Consider the following 20,746-nt stretch of genomic DNA (forward strand, 5'->3'; position numbering starts at 1 on the left):
TAGTTGAATAACGACATATGAATGCCGGGTTTAAGCTACTGATGCCCGCAATGAGCATGTTCCCTCAACCAACTCAGAACTGTAATTCGAAGCTATGCTTGCATCGGTTCGCACCATCCACCGACTCTCTGCTGCAGCGGCATTTCTCCTACTCAGGGCCTTGCCCATGTTCGTCATCGCTTTGACTAATATTCAGATTATTGATTATTTAAACACAATCACTCCGTCTCTGTCAACCTTAGCTTGCGGCTTGGGAGGCGAGATTCTCCTTCTCCCGGCGAAAACGCAGACGCAGTAATCGCAGCCATTCGTAGGCGCGGTCCAGCTCCTTCCCTTTGAGCTCCTCCGTCCCCATAATACGCTGAAGAACCGGCTTCAAATAACGGTCACCTTCCGATTCGAAGGCGCTCCATGCCTTGATGTGCTCTTCCTCCGGGACAGATGTCAGTTCCGCTTCCACCAGCGGATCCATATCGTAGCCTTCCCGATCAAGCTCCTCCACCCAGAGCAGAAGCTCCCTGCGCGGCAGCGTCAGAACCGCTTGGAGATCAGCCAAGCTGCCCCCGCCTGCAACGATCTCCAACAGCTTGCGCTTGCTGACCTCGCGGTCAAGCTCCATGCGCAGCTTCTGCTCCTTCTGGGCAAGAAGCCATGACTCAAACTTGGCTGTATCTACGTTCTTCGCTACCCAATCCAGAGGAAAGCCGCTCGCTCGTGTATACTCCGCTGTGAAACGAAGCACATCCGCCGCGTACATCGTCGTCTTCTGTTCGCCAAACCCCGGAATTTGCTGCAGCTCTTCCTTGCTCTGCGGCAAAAAGACGGAAATCATGCGCAGCACACGGTTCGTTGCCAGTATATATGGAGCTTTCCCTTCGCGGGAAGCTTGCTCCCTTCTCCACGCTCGCAGTTCTTCATATACCTCTTCGCTTGGATTTTCTTCGCAATAGTAGGTCAGCATCTGAGTCATTCGAGCCTTGCCGGACAATGTTTGTGATGATTCCAAATCCGTGCTGACTAACGGGCGGAAGCCAACCCGCACCTTCTCCCTCAGTCCATTGCGGAACGCGCTCAGCATCTCGTCCCAGCTCATGCCCTGATACCACTGATCCTGCTGCAGCCTGCCCCCCTGATCCGGCTCACTCCATAAGACGCTCCAGATCCCTTGCTCTTCCCCAATCGACACTTGCGCCGAAATTACGCGATTACCCCCCGCTTCCTTCTCTAACGTGTTCACAAATACAATGTTCATCCATTCTCCTCCAAACATCCCGAGATTAGTTTCAGAAAACGAAAAAGCACCCAATCAGCGCTAGGCTGAAAAGGTGCTTCCCTCTTCCTAATATCCAAATCATACCATGTATGGCAGCTTGGCGCAAGATATGTTTTGTTGACAGGCTGACTTCGGTTATAATGAATAACATACTAGAAAGTGAATGGAGGACCCTCATGTCTGATTACGACTTTTTATACGATCATCAGGAAGAAACGACAACAAGGTTCGTCTGTTTCGTAGGCAATGCTTTGCACCGGTTCGATCTTGCCATTATGACAACAACTCGTTATTTCGGGAAAAAACTTGTTATTGATTTACAATCCGGACGCAGCGCTGTTATTGGTCCCGACGATCTGGCTGAAGAAGGATATCTGGAGTACGTGTTTAAGCTAAATGAAGAACAAGCACTGGAACTGAATGAGTTCTTGTCGCAAATTATCGGTTCCATTCATTTCACGGATATTTAAGCGCCGCTTGGGGGACACTGGAAAAAGCTTGAGCAACCCTGAAGAGGAGGCTTTTTCCATGAAAAACGAATCCATAAAAGACGAGAAACCACGAGCAGTCGGCTTTATATCTGAGGATCGTGATATCTACACCGATTTGGAAACCGTTGAATCCCAGCGCAATGATCTTATTCCGGAAGAATTCCCGGAAGGTCCTTATGGTACTAATTTGACTACCGAAAGCCTTGGAAAAAGCTCGCCATGGCGAGAAGATCAACGCCCGCCCAACCGTTTCTCTTACGAGAATCGCGAGCTTCACGAAGGTATTAAACGGGATTATCCAGGCGAAGACGACAACCGGAATGAACCCGCGAATAGCGAAAATGCATCTAAATAAAAAGGGCCAAACGTTTGTTTATCAAGCGTTTGGCTCTTTTGCGTTATTTTTCAGCACTCCCACAGTGACCAAGAGACCGCTCAGGCATTTATCAACCTGCGTACCATGCTGCTGAAAGAATCCCCTCACCTGCCTGCACAATCGATCATCGGGATCATCAAGCTCGCATCGCGCATGCTATATCGTCTACTACTCTTCTCAAAACCTGCGAAAATGCAGTTTTTCAAAGCAAAAACTTGAGAAAAATGAAAATACCTGCGATTGTGCAGGCATCTTCAGCTTTTACTTCCGAAAGTCGAATAAACAGCCTAAAAAGATGCATAATCGCAGGCATTTGAGAATATCAGTCCATCCCAGAAAGCAAAAGATGCACAATTGCAGGTTTAACAAAAAGAAAGCCGGGTACGTGGTGAAATCAGTTGAAATCAGCACCGTCCGCCAAGTCCCTCCAGCCGCCATGCGGGAACAGGCATACATCAGGCACAAGCACCGCACCCAAGCGCTTTTTCAAAACTTGAATATACAATCCATAACGGCTATTCTCATCGAGAGCATCCTTGCAGCCGTAACCCCTCGTCCGTCACATTAGCCGCCAATGGTCTGCACACATTTCACTGCTTGCTCATCCGCAGTTTGAGCGAGATCTTCAATCTTCACGACCGTGGCGATTAAAAATAGGGGACGTAGCCAAAAGCCGCCCTCCATCAAGAGGCCGGCTTTCGATTTTATTTGCCCAGCAGATCCAAATGTCTGCCAATATGATGACGAAGTCCTGCAGCGAAGACATCTTCTTGTTCGGCCAGCGTTTGGAAGAACTCATCTGCGAATTGCTTGCTGCCATCGGCATTTTTAGCTTGCAGAAGCAAGCCGTACGTGATGTGCAATAGCTGGCGGGCATTGTTTTCTTCCATGTAATTCGGCAGATCCGCATCGCTCACTTCAGCTAGAGGGACGATAGCGTCAATATCTGTCGTTACATGATAATAAGCTGTCGCCTCACTGAAATGCTCTAACGCATATTGATGCATACGGCGGTATAAGGAAGGATTGACCTTCGCTACGACACGCACCGCTTCGAGCCAGTTCGTACCAGCTGTTTTGATATGGAACAAACCGTTCGTATATTGCCCGATCAGCGGGAATACACTGAATTTATCACTGCCGGAATGAATGCTCAGCTTGTATTCAAAATGCACGGCAATCGCCGCATGGCTGGCTAATTCACGCTCAAATTGCGCGATATCGCCAATGTAGTCGATTCCCTTCTGGAATTCGCCGCAGAAGCGCGGCGCCATGCTGAAAATCACAACCCCGCGATCGCGAAGCTCATTCGCTACCAAATAGTGCGCTTCCGGCGAGGTAGGCGTCGCTGTTTCATCAATAGAGATCTCGAAATCGACTGCACGATCTAACGTGACGATGTATTTACGGAAGATCGCTTCCATGAAATTGATCGCAGCGTCATAGATCAGCACATCTTTCTTCAATGCTTCCGCCGTGTACGCCAACGCAGCGCCTGGTACATTAGGTGCCGTCTGTAAGTAACGCTGCTCATAATGGCTGCGCAAACTTGCTGGCAGCTGCTCGTATTTGGCTGCGATTTCCGCTTCTGTCAAGGATTCGATCGTATTGTCAATATTTTCCGAGCAATCCAGCGTCAGCATCGTAAACCCCAGACGCAGCGCATACTCGATGTCTTCTTCTTTCTTCAAATGGTCGCCGTCCGCGCCATAACCATCTTTGTAGCCTTCTTGAAGTACGGCATAAGCAGCAGCATCCAGCACATCCTCATACGTGCGGCCTGTTAGTGCAAGCTCACGGATACTTTGCTGGGCCAGTACAGGGCGAATATCTTTGCCGCGAATAGTTTGAATATGGCCAGGGCTGGCAATTCCAAGACGATCCCCTAGTCCCATGGTGGCTACTTGCGTTCCAAAGGCTTGTGGGGCTGTATACGGCAAAAATTGATTAAGTGTCAGACGGTTTTCGTGGGATAACGGCGCTACCTTCCCCCCGTCAACGAGTTCCCCTTGCAATTGATCAAACAGTTCGCCTTCACCAACAACGATTAACTTCTTTCCTGCTTCTGTCCGTACCAAAAGGAGTGAAGATTTGCCTACTTGTGTCAATGAAGCTTCATATACGTGAACACTAGGTGAAGAGAACGACGTGATATCGCCTGATTTGATTGCTTTGATAAGCTGTTCCATGAAGTAAATCCTCCCTTATTTTGCAAGCGTTTGCTGATTATCTATAACCTAATCATATCGCAAGTAAGGAGCGTTTTCTCTTCATCTATTCCTATTTTCCGCAAAAACTATTCATATTTTGCACAAGAATCATGCTATACTGTTTTCGTAACTGATTGCACTCAAAAGGAGTTCAAGCTATGTCTCGCACCGTCACCTTTGGCAATGAAGAAGAAGGTCCCTTTTATATCCAACATATTCATCGTTCCGGCTCTTTTGAACGGACTCAGCATCTGCATGAGATGTACGAGATTTATTATTTGTATGAAGGCGAACGCATGTATTTCATCCGCGATCGTTCCTACCTGATTCTTCCAGGAGATCTCGTGCTCATTAATCGCCGTGATGTCCATGCAACCTCAGACTCGGATAAATTAGGACATGCCCGCGTCGTGATCAATTTCAGCGATAGTTTCTTGGAAAATGCCATCAAGGAAGCGCCTTATCTGCTAGATGCGCTTACGCACAAAACTCCCGTGCTCCGACTGGATCTGCCGACTCGCCGCTTAGTTGAGGATATGCTGGGCAAAATGCTCCATGAGGCAGAAGTGCCTCAGCTTGGGCAAATCTTCTCCCTGCGGCAGTACTTAGCAGAACTACTGTTGTTCACAGCGAGGTATACGCGTATACATCCGATCACTTCACCTGAACATGTTTCCCCTCTGCATCGCAAAATTTCGACCATTGTCCGCTACATCAATACCCATTTCGACGAACAAATCCGACTGGAGGAGCTTGCTGAGCGATTTGAAATCAGCCCGGCCTATTTGAGTCGAATGTTCAAGGAAATCACCGGATTTTCGATGGTTGAGTATGTCAGTCTTGTTCGTGTACAAGAAGCCCAAAAACTGTTAACCCAAACCAATATGAAAGTGATTCTTATTGCTGAACAAGTAGGCTTTGGCTCCTTGGTCCAATTCGGACGGATGTTTCGGCAGATCACCAAAACGACGCCGCTTCGCTATCGGCAATCCCGGTGATGAAAAATTGGGTTTATGAGCTGGAGCAAGCTGCATTGCCGCTGGATGCGACTGTACGATAAGCTGCTGCGGTTGTGAAGGAAAGCCTGCGATTGTGCATCTTTTTATGCTTGATTTCACCTGTTGGAGGCATATTCCTGCGATAATGCATCTTTTTCTGACTTATTATCCATTTCACGCTCAAGATGCCTATAAAGCCTGCACAATCGCAGGAATTTTCACTTCGCACGCGATTTCGCTAAAGAAGGTGCTATTCCAAAACTCGTTTCCGTTTCTCGCATCCACACACTGATGTAAATTTGCCTATCAAAAAACGCCTCCATCCCCACTGCGTAGTGGGTTTGGAGGCGTTTCTGCACGTTATCTGAAATTGTCTACTTACCTTTAACCATTTACGACCTCAGCCAGTACCTTCACCAAGCCGCCGAATTCCAATTCTTCGAACTTTCTTGCGGCAGCCTCATGACGAAGAGCCCACAGACAATCATTTAAAGCACACTCGACAGGGACATCCAATCGAATACGCGCAAGGTCTCTCGAGAGATGCAGCATATCCAAGTTGTCTTGAATCTTTTTCTTAACACTCGCAGGGAGCAGCTCTAGACTTTCGAGGCATCCCTCGACCGATTTATACTCCGTCAACAGCTTAAGCGCCGTTTTCTCGCCTATCCCCTTAACGCCTGGATAATTATCTGCGGTATCTCCCATGAACGCCTTCATATCGATGACCTGAAGAGGAGTTAGCTGCTTCGTGGTATAAAGGGTTTCTAGATCATACACCGTGTAATTGGAACGTCCTTTATTCATAATGACAATCTTGACTTGTTCGGTAATTAACTGCAGCATGTCATGATCCCCGGTTAAAATGTAGACTTCGGAGTCACTTTGAAGTTTATTGGCCAGCGTGCCAATACAGTCATCCGCTTCATAGCCGACTAAACCAATATTGGGCACACCCATCTCGGCTACTACCTCTTTGACCAAATTAAACTGGGGCAAAAGCTCAAGCGGAGCTTCGATCCGATTTTGCTTGTACAAACTATAGGTCTCGTTGCGAAACGTACTACTCCCCATATCCCAACAACAGATGACGTGCGTAGGATTAAAAGTGCTTATTGCATCAAAGAAATATTGAATAAATCCATATACTGCATTGGTAGGCACGCCCTTACTCGTTTTGCGAATATACCCCGAATAGGAAGTCGCGTAAAACGCTCTGAAAAGAAGTGCCATCCCATCGACTAATAAAACTTTTTTGCTCTCGTTGCTCAACCTAATCTCTCCACTCCGAAACTGATATCTTCCACTACCTACATAGTATCACGTTGCCGCAAGAGTCTCCAACCCAAAATTCTCCATCTTCTGCGGCAAGACGCACGTGGATTCGACAATTTAATCTAGCCGAATTAATTTAGATAAGCCGCAACTTTCATTTTCATTTCCATCGGAGGCTCCATCCCAAGCTCCTTTTGGTACAGCGTTTCAAATCTGTCATACTGCTTCGCTGCTTGTTCCTTCTTCCCGCTTTGCACATAAACATCCATTAGCAACTGCTGCATATCCTCATTCAATGGATACTGGGACAGGTATGTTTCCAGTTTCTGTTCAGCCTTGCTGTATTCTTGCTTGGCCCTATCTCTGTCGACCAAACTGCGGACAAGCGCTGTGTACTGCTTGCTATATCCAACCTCAAGTTGTGCCTTCCATAGATAATCCTTCCGATCCAGAAGGATCCCTTGATACAGGGAACACAATCGTTCCGACACAGCTGCATCCTCCAAGCATTCCAATAACGCCGTTTCATTCTTGGGGAACTCCAGCAGATCGTAGGTGGAGCTTAAGGTATCCAGCATGTACCCATCATTGATTTTGACAATATCCATGCCCGTCTCTTGTTCTTTCATCATCTTCTTCAAACGATAAATCGTATTGTGCAAATTATGCGTGACCCTTTCCTCATTCATGTCAGGCCACAAGATATCACTCAATTGCCACTTGCTAATATCCTGATTAGGGTAGCAAAGAAAAAACGCGAACAATTCCTCCGTTTTGCGTGTAGGCCAGCGAACAAGTTTACCTTGAGGATTTCTGACCTCGAAGCCGCCGAAACACCGAATCGATGCATACTGAGCTTGCGGTTTCGATTGTGCTGGGATAAGCTCTAGCTTAAGAAGGCGATTCGTAATTTTCTCAAGTGCTGCAGGTGTAATCGGCTTTAGGATATAGTCAAAAGCATACACCTTGAAAGCATCCAACGCATATTCCTTATAAGCTGTCGTAAAAATAATTTTGGTCTGATCGGAGATTTCATTCATTCTTGCCGCAAGCTCAAGACCGTTAATCTTGGGCATCTCTATATCAAGAAAAACAATATCCGGACGCAGCTCCGGAAAGCTGGCGAGCGCTTCAAGCGGATTGCTGAAAGCACCGATAATGACATAATGTGAATTTCTTCCGATAATGACTTTCATTAATTCAAGGATCGGCTTCTCGTCTTCCACGATAACAACATTGAACATCGCTTTACCTCCTTTCTATTATACGGACTTGATCCGTTTTCGCTAAAGGAAAACACATCTTCACCTTTGTTCCATAGCCAAGTTCCGATTGAACATCCAGCGTAGCGCCAGCAATCGCATTCAGGCGAGTGCGGATATTGGATATCCCTATGCTGCCGTTTAGCTTCTCGGTGCTGACTATCCGGTAGAGCAGATCATCAGGGATGCCCACACCATCATCATGCACGGTTATTTGCAAATACCGATCTCCCTCTTGAATCGTTAAAGTCACTCTGCCATATCCATCCTTCTCAAATAATCCATGACGAATGGCATTCTCAACAAACGGCTGAATGCATAAAGAAGGGATAGCTATATTTTTTAAGCCTTCATCTATGATACAGACAAATTCAAAACGCTCCCCGAAGCGAGCCTTTTCAATCTCAACGTAGGCTTCAATCAATTCCAGTTCTTGCTGGAGAGGAACGAATTCATCGTTGCGGTCCATGTCCAAAATATAGCGCAAATATTGACTGAGCCGCGATAATAAATACGCCGCCTTCTCGCCGTCCGTATAACAAAAGGAGATGACACTGCTAAGTGCATTATACAGAAAGTGCGGTTTAATTTGCGCTTGGTGAAAGGCAAGCTCATGACGGATCGCCTCTTGTATCGACGTTTTCATAGCAATCAATGTTTGAATTCTGGCGATAAGCGTTTCGGCTTCAAACGGCTTCGTTAAATAATCGTTCGCTCCCGCTCTGAAGCCCATAGCGATGTCCTGCGAAGTATCCTTCGCTGTTGCGAATAAGATAGGCAAGTCCAGGATCGAATATTGAGAGCGCAGCTGGCGACAAAGCTCAATGCCCGAAGTGCCTGGCATCATCACATCCAAAATAATGAGGTCAACCTGAGGATGTTCCTTGATTTTGACCCATGCCTCTTTGGCAGAGAAAGCAGCTATCACATTATAGCGGTGTCTTTTCAAAATATTCAGCAAGGTGTGAATATTGGAGGCTTCATCATCCACAATTAAGACCGTATAGGCATGCTCTTCCAAAATATCAAGCGAATCCATTTCCTCAAAAGTATAATCGCGATGCGCATTCACATTAGTAAGAGCATGTTGAACAGGAAAGTTCTCTTCATAAGGCAGCGTAAAAGCCATGCGTGTCCCTGCTCCGACATCCGACCATTCAACCTGGATGTCTCCCCCCATACGTTCGACAAGCTGGCGGCTAATATACAAGCCAACCCCCATGCCCAAATATCCATCGTCCGGCAGCACCTGTTCAACCTGCTCAAAGTATTCGAAAACCTTCGTATGCTTGTCTTCCGGAATCCCAATTCCTGTATCTGTTACTGAAATATTTACGATTCCATTCGAAACTTTTGACCTCACACTGATCTCCCCTATTTCCGTGTGCTTAATCGCATTATGCACCAGATTGTAGAGAATTTGTCGCAATCGGCTCTCATCTGCCTGCACCCAGACATTCGGCCGAACCTGATTATCCAGCCGCACCGCCTTGCCTGCAAGCTCGAATTGCAGCACATCGAATACGATCTGTGTCACCGCTCTTACGTTGACCACTGTCATATTCAGACGCAGCTCACCATGTTTTAAACGCGTTACATCTATCAAATCATGCATGAGCATAGACAGTTTGACCGACGTATCCTTGATCAGCCAAAGATTCTGTTTCTGCTTGGAAGACAAATTATGCTCGTCGTCATCCAGTAAATAAGACGTTATGTTCATGATTCCGTGCAAAGGAGTCTTGATCTCATGCGACGTATGCATAAGAAACTCATCTTTGAGCTGATTGGAAATCGTTAGTTGATGCGTTAGCATCTCCGCTTTCTCATAAGCGTTCGTGAACCGCAAGGCAAGCAGGATGTTCATCAGCGTAATGAAAGAAATAACGCCAATTTTACTCAAGGCATCCGAAGTAACCACATTTTCTGCATACAAAGAGCTATCCACCAAATAAATCATTAGCGATATGATCACAAAGATAAACAAAATGAGCTCTCCGCGTTCCGCGGTTCCTCTCTGGCTTCTACTGTATAAGTAGATCATTCTGCCAAATATGAAAAGAGGAGCGATTGCAATATACAGAAAAAAGATATATCTCACTTCGTTGTAAATGGCATAAGGCAAAACAAAAATGGCTGCTATGTAACACACAAGCGGTGAGATCAGCCACAGGATCATTCGCTTCGAAAGAAGCCTGCTGTCAATCGAACTGAAAAAAAGGATGCTCAGCACCGAGCTGACAAACTCACCTACATCCAGCGCCTTGTAGACAATCTCGAAAGGGATGCCTGGGAGCATTCTCTGAAAAATTTTCTCGCCAAACAGCAGTTGGACGAAGGAAAGCGAGAATAAATACAAACCGCTGGTCAAGTAGATCTTCTCACGTTTCCGAAGAAAATAGAGGTTCAGATGATACGCTCCGAATATGCTGAGCAGCAAAATGCTGGCTAGATCACTGCCCATCAGCAGCGTATTCAGATTCATGATGTCGCCATACCATCCGAATTGAATGGAATTCACGATACCGCCGGTAAAAAATACATAGTTCGATACTTGAATCAGAATTTCAATCTCTTTGGTTTGCGGATGAATAAAAGCACTGTAAGGTGTGTTGCCCGGTCGATGGGCTGCCTCCGTTGCGGCAGGGTGCCCGCTCTCTCCTTCCAGCTTGCCATCTATGTATAATCGATGAGACATCCGGATGCTTCGCAATTTCACACCATAGATATCGTCAGAAGCATTCACAAGCAGCTTGAGACGATAGGTTCCATAGCCTTTTCCCGACATGCCCCCATCTTTATTTTTGCCCCTCCATGTACCAGGAACAGGTAAATAAGAGACATCATTTCGCTCTCCTACTTGAAAATCACTAGGCTCCAGCAGCTTTCCTTCATAGAATTCCCATTCGCCATCCAGAGTGACCAAGCCTTGTTTATGAAAGTCCCATTGCGTTAAATCCAGGACGCCTCGCTTGGCAGGGTGGGTAGCATGATTAGGCAGCATCTGCCAATAGAGACTAAAAAATAATGAGATTAAGAAAAGAGAAAACAGAATAATTCCTATTCGTCTAGGAAAACTCTTCACGGCAGCTCCTCCTTTCTTCAAATTTCGCTACGTTTGATTCTATCATTTCAAACTCACAAAAAACTCACAAGATTATATGTAGTCCCTATTATAGCAAGTTGAGAGCTTGTTTGAGTAAAAAATGGTTAATGGAAGTTGCAAAAAAACCGTCGCCAGCAAAGGTGCTGGCGACGGTTTTCCAAATTCGAATCTTAACGGCTTGTATGCCACTTTATTTCTTGAACGAAGTCAGCTACCGACTGCTGCAAGCGAGTGGAAATTTCATCATCCAGAATCGCTTGTCCTTGTTCCCCCCATGTAACTTGCTTATCCAATACGAAAACGCCTTGCAAAATATTTTGTGCACCCAGTGCAGATAACACGGGTTTCAGCGCGTAATCAATCGCAAGCAAGTGAGAAATAGTTCCTCCTACAGCAAGCGGAAGCACGACCTTGCGCTCAAGTCCTTTTTGCGGCAGCAGATCAAGGAAAGCTTTCAAGACGCCTGTATAAGAGGCTTTGTATACCGGCGTTGCCACGAATACAGCATCAGCTCCGGCAACAAGCGCGTTAGCGTTCACTATCGCTTCACTATCGAACTTCGCATACAGCAAATCTTCAGCCGGGATATCGCGAACTTTGATCCAATCAACTTCAATACCCGCTTCAATGAGCGCGGACTTTGCTACTTCAATAACACCATGTATACGGGACGTGGGCGTTGGGCTTCCTGAGATAATGACTACTTTGGGCATGCGTTTCACTCTCCATTTTATTAGGTTTAGGATGAAAAAAAGACTCCGCTTTCTTTGCTTCATACAAAGTGGGAGTCTCCAGTTGTCAGGTCGACTAAGTTAATTCATAGTATTTTACTTGGAATTATTTTACCACTGCCTATTGCGAACGTCAACACTTTTTGTTTAAAAGAAATTCCAGCCCGGCAGCCACCGGAGGAAGAAGGAGTACGCAGAGGGAATTATCATCCCTGATAAAATAGGGTAAAACAGACCGAACAAGACAAGTACACCAGCCAAATAGCCATATACCCATCGTCTTTTATGCAGCGGTCCTTGTTCCAGGTACTCTTTAATATAATAGGTCAAGATCAGCACTAGGAAGGGCACCATCGCGAAATAATGATAAATAAAAGTGAGCCTTGGCACCAGAATCCAAGGTAAGTACTGCGAGCAATAAGCAATCAGCAGCACGCTCAAAATCTTATCTTTGCGTTTAAAGGCAAGGTAGAACGAGTAGATCACAGCAATAAATCCTGGCCACCAGACCAGTGGATTGCCGAACGAAACGATGCTCGAAAGCATGCCCTGCGGCATCAGCTTGGCTTGATAATACCAGATCGGGCGAAGCATGAGCGGCCACTCCCACCATGGCGAGGAGAACGGATGCGTAGCTACGAGATCTTTGTGATATTTGTACATATGTACTTGATAGGTCACGACATCCTTCAGACCATGCCCTGGCCCCGGCACCATCATGAATGGAATGTAAGATAGCGTATAGACACCGAGCGGCACAATAACAAACATCAACACGCACCAAAGTAAAGTGAGCAGCGTATTTCTCAGGAAAAGCTTGCTGACAAGCGAAAGTCGGGTTCGTTCTGCTTCTGTCCAACCGTCGCTCTCGCTCTCGGGGTCGTCCGAATCGCGCAGAATGCGCCGCGCCAACCTATACTCGCTGTATCGCTCGAGCAGGGACAAGAGAAGCAATAAGGCAAGCCCTGCACCGCCATATATGACAATCCACTTGGAAGCCGCTCCAATGCCGAAGAATAGACCGGAAAGCCCTAGAGGCACCAACGTAGTCCACAGCTTCTCCTTGTAAAAGCTTAAGGTCGTATAGCGATACATGAAATAGAACATCAGCATGATGAAGAATACGCCATAAACATCAATCGTCGCAATTCGCGTTTGTGCGAAATGCATGAAATCAAAGCTCAACAGGAAAGCAGCGATGAACGCATACTCCGATCGTCCAAACATACGCTTCGCAAATACATACATAACCGGAATCATGCCGACACCAAACAAGGTACCAATAATGCGCCAGCCAAAGGGATTTAGCCCAAATACATAAATTCCGATAGCCATCAGCACTTTGCCAAGAGGCGGATGTGTGCTTTCATAGGGCTCTATTTGGTGCAAATGCTCATACGCAGTTCTTGCATGGTAAATCTCATCGAAGTACGTTCCATTCATATACGTAGGCGTATATGGAACTACGCTGGCTTCATCGAAAAGATTAGCCGTCTTCCCTTCGTCAGCAGGGGTTACATCCTGCTCGGTCACCTTAGCAATCGGGAGAATCGTGGAGCTGCCATCTCCGAAAATACCAATTTCATGCAGGTGAAGCGCCGCGTTTTCCTGCGCATCTATAACCATTTTCACGTAACGCGCATCTTTCTTAGGCTCAACCGTATTCCATGTCAACACTTTGGTGTGATCGGATTTCACCGCTATTTGATCTTGCCACTGTGTGCCATCCATGGAAAACCAGAAGGAATAAGCGCCTTCACCGACGCCTGCAAAGCTGTTGATTCGCGTAATGTTATGTGCACTGCCAAGGTCAACGATAACTGCTTCCCCCGCTTGGGTTGGCTTCCAGAACGTTGTAGGAGCCTTATGTCCCCCTAAATGGAACAAGGCGATTATCGTATAAATCACGACGAGGGCGCCGAGATACAGCACATCCTTTTTCGTGAAAAAGCGACCTTTGACGCTTCTTTCAATTCCGTCTTTCTTAGGTTGGAAAATATTCCTCCATCGTTCGGCAGGGGTAAGCTTGCTCTGTTCTGTTCGAAGCGGAGCCTGATCTTGATTCTGATTCAGTCTCTCCACCTCGCTTTCTTGTTGTGATTCCACGAAAAGCCTCCATCCTAATCTGCTTGCATAAATAAGTAAAAGAACATTGATTGCCGATACCACTAACATCAAGGGATCATAGCGCGGGATATGATAGTCCTGATGAAAGCTGCGCAGAAGCACATCGGCAAGATTGATAAAATGGGTAATGCTTAAGCCGATGAACACCCAAAGTATGCGGCGATCCTTGAGATAAATGAAGCTGGTCAGGGCCAGCAGCAAGCCATAGTGCAAGTAGCGCTCATGCATTTTGGTCATGCACATAAAGACAGCCGTTATAAATAAAAAAGCCACGTATAGCAAGGCTCCGGGCCTGCCATTGCTGCGTACATACAAAAAGCATGTGTACACAAGCGCAAGCGGCATCAGCACCCAGCCTAACCATTGATAAGGAATGTGCATAAACGTGCTGTTCATATCGATGAAATTTCCACCCAGCAGCGCCATGAGGTTAAACGCATTCAATGAAGCGTAGGGATAAGACGACAAGGTGCCCGAATAGAGCTCAATCAACCAGCCATATCCTCTGCCAATCGCAAAAGGAAGTGCAACGATCGTCATCGTCGTTAACCCGCTCAGAACACTTAATAAGCCTATCATTAGGTTACGCTTTCGAACAATATCAATCAGAAGAAAAATGCCAAAGAGAAGTGCCTGCGGCTTCAATAACAGGGCTAGCGCGATGAAGATCGAGGCCTGCGGGAGTTTCCCTCTCTGCTGCTGCAGCAGTGTTGCAAGAATAAACAGCATAAAAAACGAGTCTACCTGCCCCCAGACCGCAGAGTTCGCCCATATGGCAGGATTAAAGGCAAACAATGCCGCTATCCCTATAGCTTGCAGCCAGCTGCGCGCACCGCCTCGAAAGCTCTTGGCAAGGTGAAACAGGAGGTAAACGGATACAACATCAGCGATAATAGCAGGAAGCTTAAGAATTAATAAGGACTGTCCGCTCTCCCACGGAATCGACAGCTTATGGTGCAGGAGCCCCACTACATACAACACGTACATATAACCAGGCGGATAGTCTAGAAAGTAGTCCTTGGCGTTCGTATACAAGCCTGATAACCCAACCGTATACGCACGGTCAGCCCATGCGAAAAAGGTTCGAACATCCGTGTCATAACCAACCCAAACGGGTGCAACATATAATCTTAACAAAAATGCGGTCAATAGCAGTAATCCTAGAAGTAAGTACTTATAGGGGGCTTCCCCCACTTGCTTGAACCAGCTTACCATGCGGCATCTCCTTAACGATTAGACTATTACCATTATACCTGTCCACACTCTTGCAGAAAAGGAAAAAAGCACCGACCTTGGGGTCAGTGCTTAGGTTCAAGCTTTTCGATGCGCTCGCATATTTCATGCAGCCAATCATGGTCACTTGTGAGGGATGCACAAAGTGATAAATTTTCCAGCTTTAATCGGTTCCATACATAGCTCGCGTTAGCTTCCATACACAGCATCAGCTCATCCTGCTCTGCCCGTGTCAATTCGCGCGCTCTCCGCAATGTCCATAACTCCGCCATACGTTGATGAACAGCCAACATCGTTTGGGTGCCCTCCTGCTAGTTAGTAGCTACTATTATGCAGTATGGACAAAGAAAGGAAAGACGAAACAGCTGGATGGGATTTGATCCTTTTTCTGCCTCTGGCTCAGATCGACTTTGAATGAGAAAGCTCATATGCTAAAAAACCTTTCTGACTCAACCGGAGTTGAGAAAGAAAGGTTCGCTGACTGCCTTTATGCCGTTGTTACTTCGTCTTCCGAAGCACTGTCGGAATCCGTGCCTTCCAAGAAGAATTGCACCAGCTTCGCATGCTTTTTGAGTGATTTCTCATGAATAAGGTTAATTTTACCGTTATCCAAAGCCCCGAATACATAGATTAATTCTTCGTTATCATGCGACCAATCGAAGCCCTCAAGAATTTGCAGGCATGAAGTCCATTCATCGTTATATTGCCCATTCGGGAACAGGAACCGATTGGCATAAAGCGCGATACTTTCCTGAATCACACGATTCGCGGAAGTATATTGAGCCAAGCCCGGCTGTTCCGGCATCATCGGTAAAATCGTGTTGAAAAATTGATGTAAAATTTCCACGTAAGTGGATGGATCTTGACGAATTTTACGCTGAAGCTCATAGGACGGCTGCATTCTGCCGGAGAACAGCATCGTTGCAGTCGCATACAACCAGCTGAAGCACGTAAAATTACGGTTAAACGATGTTAAATTACTACGGCGTTCAACGCCAACAGCCTTCAAATACACATTGTGATCAACAACTTGTTGAATCACCAGATTAAGCGGATCGATGGAATCAAAGGAGTGACCAAGCTCTTTGCTCACTAGCTGGACTTTGGAGTTGATGTCACCGAAGAGCTGCTGCTCCTCTTCCTCGGTTAGGCCAATATAAATTTGCACAGCAAGCTGTGTTTCCATCAAATCCAGTCGTCTGCCCTCAAGCTGATTAATCGTGCCTTCCGTCTCTTCGACTTCTTGCTTAACATCAGCATCCTGTGGAAACTTACGCTGTTTAATTTTCAGTAGTACAAGCTTCTTCTCGAAACGTCGAACTTCCTTCTGCATTTGTTCATTCACATAACCAAGCGCTAAGATACGGTGCTGTCCATCCAGAATAGACAATTTGGAACCATGCTTAAGAAGGAATTCCTTCTCCCCTTTGGACAATTGGTTCACTTCACGAAGCGACAGGGTCACGGGTCCAAAAAACACATGATCCAATTCACGCTCTTGCAGGTAGGTGGAGATCTTACGTCTTTGCATATTGCTCAGCTTCCGCTGTACCATCGGGTCAATCATCGTATAGTTCAACAAATCCTGGACGCGTAAAGCTACGGTTGAAAGTCCGAACTTATCGCAAAAAGGATGAATGGTCATCTTCAGGCGCAATCCTTCCATTAGCTCACGTCCTCCTTGTCACTGATCAGAAATGCATTCTGCTCTTGATAAAAACTTTTAATAAAATTATATGCTTTCATAATACGCGTGCGTCTTGGCAAGCGATCTTTCTCATCACCGGCATAAATCCCATTCCAGTTCACATGAGGAAGAATTTTCAAAGCATGTTCTAACGCATAGCGATTGAATTTGCCTGGTTTGGTTGCTTCTTCATGGATAAACAGCGCCAATGCAATTTGAATATTTTCCGACCATACCGCTTCGCCTTTGGTTGGCTCAGGCAAATAATTCAGTAAGCCGTTAAAATAAGTTCCACCTAGTGAAACAAGCTCTTGCAGATCTTTATCCTCATATTGGTAGCCGTTATTACGAGCTGCTGATTTCATTCTTCCTTCGAATAAGGCGATCAAGATCTCGATCAGCAAATGATAAGAGAACAAATACTCGGGTGATTTCCCGCGTTCGGAGAACATATCCACGGTCAGTTTCTGCATCGCCGGCGCTTTGGCCGCAAGCTCTGTGGCAGCAACATGGTAGAATCGGCGTTGATCGCGCAATACAGCGAGATTTCCGCCAAGCTTCCGCGGCAGCTTGTTAATATCGGAGAACAGCTGACGCTCTTGACGCGCATTAATATCCAGGTACGTCATTGTTGAGATAGGGAAAGCGTACAACCGACGCAATTTCTCTGTGATTTCTTCCATTTTGTCATATTCACGACGATCCTTGGCACGTGCCATTTGGCTTTGCAGTGTCTCCATGATACGTTGGAAAGCTGCCAAACGATGCTGACCATCCACGACATATAACTTCTCAATCGGCTGCAATCGCAAAGCTTGCTGCTCATCATCATAATGACCTGCTCCTCGGGCAGAAAAAATAATGCCTGGGAAATAGATCGGTTGACGATCTTCCAAATACAAATTCACATAGTCGATCAATTTAGAGAGATTACGTGGAATAATCGCACGCTGCACCTCTAAATCAACTTCATAAATCGAGAATAGTTTGCTCATAGGTAATGTAGCTGCAATTGTTGCTTGCCCAAACGTCTGACCCAATACGCCAGGAATTTCAACGTAAGATGAAGGCTTCTGTTCAGCTAAAAGCTCAGATAAAGATGAAATAACATCCATACAGGTACCCCTTTCAAGTTATAAAAGTAATTTGTTCAAGTGATTCGATATGTCTCTCATTCTCCTATTTTTACCAATATCTCTAAATTTCATTCTAGTGTTTGAAGCCAATCTCCTATTCGCCTTGCCGCTTCCAGTAATCTTGTTTCATTCTGTACCAAGGCGATTCGCACAAAACCCTCACCTTCTGCCCCGAAAGCATCTCCAGGAATAACGACAACACCAGCACGATAAAGCATTTCCCGGGAAATTTGTCGAGATGTCCACCCTTTTGGAATAGCGGCCCAGATAAACATTGTGGCCTTCGGCGGGGTAATTCTCCAGCCAGCTTCTTGCATGGCGGAAATAAACACATCACGTCTTCTCTCATAAACGCTGGAAACCGAATGATCGTGCTCCATATCTTCCTCAAGTGCGGCAATACCAGCCGCTTGAATCGCTCCCCATACACCATAATCAATATTTGATTTCAGTGTTTTTAGAGCATTCACCGCGTCTGCACATCCGGTAAGGAAGGCGATTCGACAACCTGCCATGTTAAAGCTTTTGGATAGAGAATGAAACTCGACCGCAACCTCCTTAGCGCCTTCTATCTCCAAAATGCTCATCGGCTTATAGCCGTCGAAAGCCATTTCAGAGTAGGCTAAATCATGTACGACAAGCAAATCATGCTTCTTGGCATAGACAATCAATTGCTCAAAGAAAGCACGATCTGCAACAGCAGACAGCGGATTGCTTGGATAGTTAAGCAGGATGAATTTCGCCTTAGCAGCCACGTCTACTGGAATGTCTTCTAATTGGGGTAAAAAATGGTGTTCGGCGCGAAGCGGAAGCAAATAAGACTCGACGCCCGCAAGCACCAGACTTGCCGAATATATGGGGTATCCTGGATCGGGAACAATAGCTATATCCCCTGGATCGCAGAGAGAAAGCGCTAGGTGAGCTAAACCATCTTGGGAACCCATCAAGGTTAGTATTTCACTTTCCGGGTTAAGTGCAACCCCGAACCGATGCTGATACCATCCAGCCACAGCTTCACGAAAGGCTAAGCTTCCTTCTGAAGTGGGGTAACCATAGTGAGAAGGATCCTGTACAGCCTGAACAAATGCTTCAATAATCCGAGCAGACGGTGGAAGGTCAGGACTTCCTATACCTAAATCTATGACGTCTACCCCTTGGTTCATAACCTCTCTCTTCCAATCAGCTACTTCCGAAAAAATAGCAGATCCCAGCTGACTAAGTCGCTTCGAGCCTATCATTGTCATGGTTCAAATCCTCGTTATGTTGATTTCAATTAATGGCATTAATTAATAATACCTACTTGATGAACAAGCCTGATCATATAGAGCAAAAACAAGACTAGGCCAAGGTAGGCGATTCCAAATTTCCAGCGTGTGCTTGCAGGTACCTCGTAGTAGCGTTCTTGAATCCCCAGCGGTGAGAAATCCACTTGGACTTGGAGCCCTAGGAAAAATCCATTCTCTTTCTGGACGCGCTCTACTTTAACGAGTTGGACCCTTTTCACTGTCGATTGCTGAGGCAAATAGGCATGCCCTTCAAAGCCGATCCCCAGCCAGGACATCACGATAACTTGTCTGCCTTCCCCAGCGCCTTGCAAATCCGAATAAGTCGTATATTCCAGATCACGGGTGTGATTCTCCCCAGGAATCATATAACCTTGTTGCAGCAAGTGATCCGCCGCAAATTCGAAGCGCGTTGATACCGATACGACTTGCTCATGCTTCCTATACTTCACATATTTCTTGTACAAATCCCAAGCAAACATCGCCCAGATGACAAAGAAAATAAGTTGATTCACATAGTTTTTTAAATAGAAAATGAAAACTAGGCCACCAATTAGCCCTAATATCCATAACCAACGTGTAACAGCTGTTGAAATTCTCCCGCCATCCAAGGGATGAATCGGCAATAAATTAATCAAGTTGAGATAAAATGCGGCATACGCTACGGAAACGATAACAGGGGAATCGATATAGACCCCTAGGCCGAATGCTGCTACACCGCCAATGGTGCCAAGAATAGGTCCGCCTATCCCGATAAAAGCTTCTGTTGCTGCATCTGTCGGATTTTTTTTCATTGTAATTAAAGCACCAAGGAAAGGGATGAACACTGGTGCTGAGACCGGCAGCCCTTTGATTTTGGCAGCAAGAACGTGACCCAGCTCATGAATCAGAATCATGACAACAATACCAATGGCAAAAGGCAATGGAGCCAGGAAGGCATAGGCCCATATCGTAACAAACATGGAGATGATAGCTCCGCCGACTTTCCCTAACTTTAGAGCCGCCAAAAGCAGCTTGCCTTGCGAAAGTAAGACGGCGATAAAACCGCCTAAAGCCAGAGGCGATTTTTTGCGTGGTGGTTTCTGTTTCTCCTCCAACCTCACATCACCCCTTCGCCCAAGCTGCCTCAAACTCCGGTTCTTTGAAGCCTACCGTAACTCTATGGCCGTCTGTTACGATGGGGCGTTTGATCAAGCGGCCGTTTGAAGCTAATAAATCAAGCATTTGCTCTTCGGACATGCCTGGCAGCTTGTCTTTCAAGTTCATTTCTTTGTACACGTCTCCGGACGTATTAAAAAACTTTTTGATCGCCAGACCGCTGTCACTGAGCAGCTTGGCAAGCTCCTTGGCAGAAGGCGGCGTATCGAATAAGGGCACATTATCGGTGATCTCGACCTCATGGGCCTTTAACCATTTGATGGCGTTACGGCATGTCCCGCATTTATCGTAGCAAAACACTTTTACTTGCATGATGTGAAAGCTCCTTTATGATTGAAAGAGGATGAGAACTATTTAAAATTCTGGGCTAAATGTAAACGAAAGTCAAGTTATACCTACA

The 20,746-nt window shown here is 46.1% G+C and carries 16 protein-coding genes and 1 other annotated feature (1 of these 17 running past the window's edge); of the genes, 3 read left to right on the plus strand and 13 right to left on the minus strand.

Annotation, left to right across the window (positions count from 1 at the left end; genetic code table 11):
- Nucleotides 1-174: a binding site (T-box leader), on the minus strand; it reaches 84 nt to the left of the window's first position.
- A 64-nt stretch (nucleotides 175-238) separates the two neighbouring features.
- The gene (locus BC351_RS03585) at nucleotides 239-1,252 is read right to left on the minus strand and encodes an HRDC domain-containing protein (RefSeq protein WP_158081973.1); all 1,014 of its coding nucleotides are present in this window, start codon (nucleotides 1,250-1,252) and stop codon (nucleotides 239-241) included.
- Between the two features lie 197 nt (nucleotides 1,253-1,449).
- On the opposite strand from BC351_RS03585, the gene BC351_RS03590 reads away from it, so the two are divergent.
- Together BC351_RS03590 and BC351_RS03595 are read left to right on the plus strand one after the other, a co-directional pair.
- Complete coding sequence (locus BC351_RS03590) at nucleotides 1,450-1,743, plus strand: DUF3055 domain-containing protein (RefSeq protein WP_079409342.1); 294 nt, start codon at nucleotides 1,450-1,452, stop codon at nucleotides 1,741-1,743.
- A 58-nt stretch (nucleotides 1,744-1,801) separates the two neighbouring features.
- Nucleotides 1,802-2,119 carry a hypothetical protein gene (locus BC351_RS03595; RefSeq protein ID WP_244208877.1) on the plus strand — a complete coding sequence of 106 codons (318 nt, stop codon included), beginning with the start codon at nucleotides 1,802-1,804 and terminating at the stop codon, nucleotides 2,117-2,119.
- Between the two features lie 725 nt (nucleotides 2,120-2,844).
- Here BC351_RS03595 and BC351_RS03605 read toward each other — a convergent pair.
- A complete protein-coding gene (locus BC351_RS03605; protein ID WP_079409344.1) occupies nucleotides 2,845-4,329 on the minus strand; it encodes a tagaturonate epimerase family protein in 1,485 nt (494 codons plus the stop codon).
- A gap of 179 nt (nucleotides 4,330-4,508) precedes the next feature.
- Between BC351_RS03605 and BC351_RS03610 the strand changes: the two genes are divergently transcribed.
- Complete coding sequence (locus BC351_RS03610; RefSeq protein WP_079409345.1) at nucleotides 4,509-5,348, plus strand: AraC family transcriptional regulator; 840 nt, start codon at nucleotides 4,509-4,511, stop codon at nucleotides 5,346-5,348.
- A gap of 384 nt (nucleotides 5,349-5,732) precedes the next feature.
- Here the strand turns inward: BC351_RS03610 and BC351_RS03615 are convergent, their stop codons facing one another.
- From BC351_RS03615 to BC351_RS03665, 11 genes are all read right to left on the minus strand, one after another.
- Nucleotides 5,733-6,620 (minus strand): 5'-3' exonuclease, encoded by an 888-nt coding sequence (locus BC351_RS03615; RefSeq protein WP_079409346.1) that lies wholly within the window; start codon nucleotides 6,618-6,620, stop codon nucleotides 5,733-5,735.
- 134 nt (nucleotides 6,621-6,754) lie between these two features.
- Nucleotides 6,755-7,867, minus strand: coding sequence for a response regulator (locus tag BC351_RS03620; protein ID WP_079409347.1), 1,113 nt, complete (start codon nucleotides 7,865-7,867; stop codon nucleotides 6,755-6,757).
- A 4-nt stretch (nucleotides 7,868-7,871) separates the two neighbouring features.
- The gene (locus tag BC351_RS03625; RefSeq protein WP_341865968.1) at nucleotides 7,872-10,970 is read right to left on the minus strand and encodes an ATP-binding protein; all 3,099 of its coding nucleotides are present in this window, start codon (nucleotides 10,968-10,970) and stop codon (nucleotides 7,872-7,874) included.
- 191 nt (nucleotides 10,971-11,161) lie between these two features.
- Nucleotides 11,162-11,704, minus strand: coding sequence for an NADPH-dependent FMN reductase (gene ssuE / locus BC351_RS03630; RefSeq protein WP_079409348.1), 543 nt, complete (start codon nucleotides 11,702-11,704; stop codon nucleotides 11,162-11,164).
- Between the two features lie 165 nt (nucleotides 11,705-11,869).
- Nucleotides 11,870-15,064, minus strand: a complete 3,195-nt coding sequence (locus tag BC351_RS03635; RefSeq protein ID WP_079409349.1) for a glycosyltransferase family 39 protein — start codon at nucleotides 15,062-15,064, stop codon at nucleotides 11,870-11,872.
- 83 nt (nucleotides 15,065-15,147) lie between these two features.
- Nucleotides 15,148-15,375 (minus strand): DUF7667 family protein, encoded by a 228-nt coding sequence (locus tag BC351_RS03640; protein WP_079409350.1) that lies wholly within the window; start codon nucleotides 15,373-15,375, stop codon nucleotides 15,148-15,150.
- Between the two features lie 194 nt (nucleotides 15,376-15,569).
- Nucleotides 15,570-16,748 (minus strand): DNA sulfur modification protein DndB, encoded by a 1,179-nt coding sequence (locus tag BC351_RS03645; protein WP_079409351.1) that lies wholly within the window; start codon nucleotides 16,746-16,748, stop codon nucleotides 15,570-15,572.
- Nucleotides 16,748-17,884, minus strand: coding sequence for a DNA sulfur modification protein DndB (locus BC351_RS03650; protein WP_079409352.1), 1,137 nt, complete (start codon nucleotides 17,882-17,884; stop codon nucleotides 16,748-16,750). The genes BC351_RS03645 and BC351_RS03650 overlap by 1 nt, the downstream gene beginning before the upstream one ends.
- An 89-nt stretch (nucleotides 17,885-17,973) precedes the next feature.
- Nucleotides 17,974-19,149 carry an aminotransferase class I/II-fold pyridoxal phosphate-dependent enzyme gene (locus BC351_RS03655; protein ID WP_079409353.1) on the minus strand — a complete coding sequence of 392 codons (1,176 nt, stop codon included), beginning with the start codon at nucleotides 19,147-19,149 and terminating at the stop codon, nucleotides 17,974-17,976.
- Nucleotides 19,150-19,187: 38 nt separating this feature from the next.
- Complete coding sequence (locus tag BC351_RS03660; RefSeq protein WP_079409354.1) at nucleotides 19,188-20,285, minus strand: site-2 protease family protein; 1,098 nt, start codon at nucleotides 20,283-20,285, stop codon at nucleotides 19,188-19,190.
- 7 nt (nucleotides 20,286-20,292) lie between these two features.
- Entirely contained in the window at nucleotides 20,293-20,661 is a 369-nt protein-coding gene (locus tag BC351_RS03665) for an arsenate reductase family protein (RefSeq protein WP_079409355.1), read from the minus strand.
- Nucleotides 20,662-20,746: the final 85 nt, after the last annotated feature.

The sequence above is a fragment of the Paenibacillus ferrarius genome, assembly GCF_002027705.1.
In the GTDB taxonomy this organism is placed as follows: domain Bacteria; phylum Bacillota; class Bacilli; order Paenibacillales; family NBRC-103111; genus Paenibacillus_E; species Paenibacillus_E ferrarius.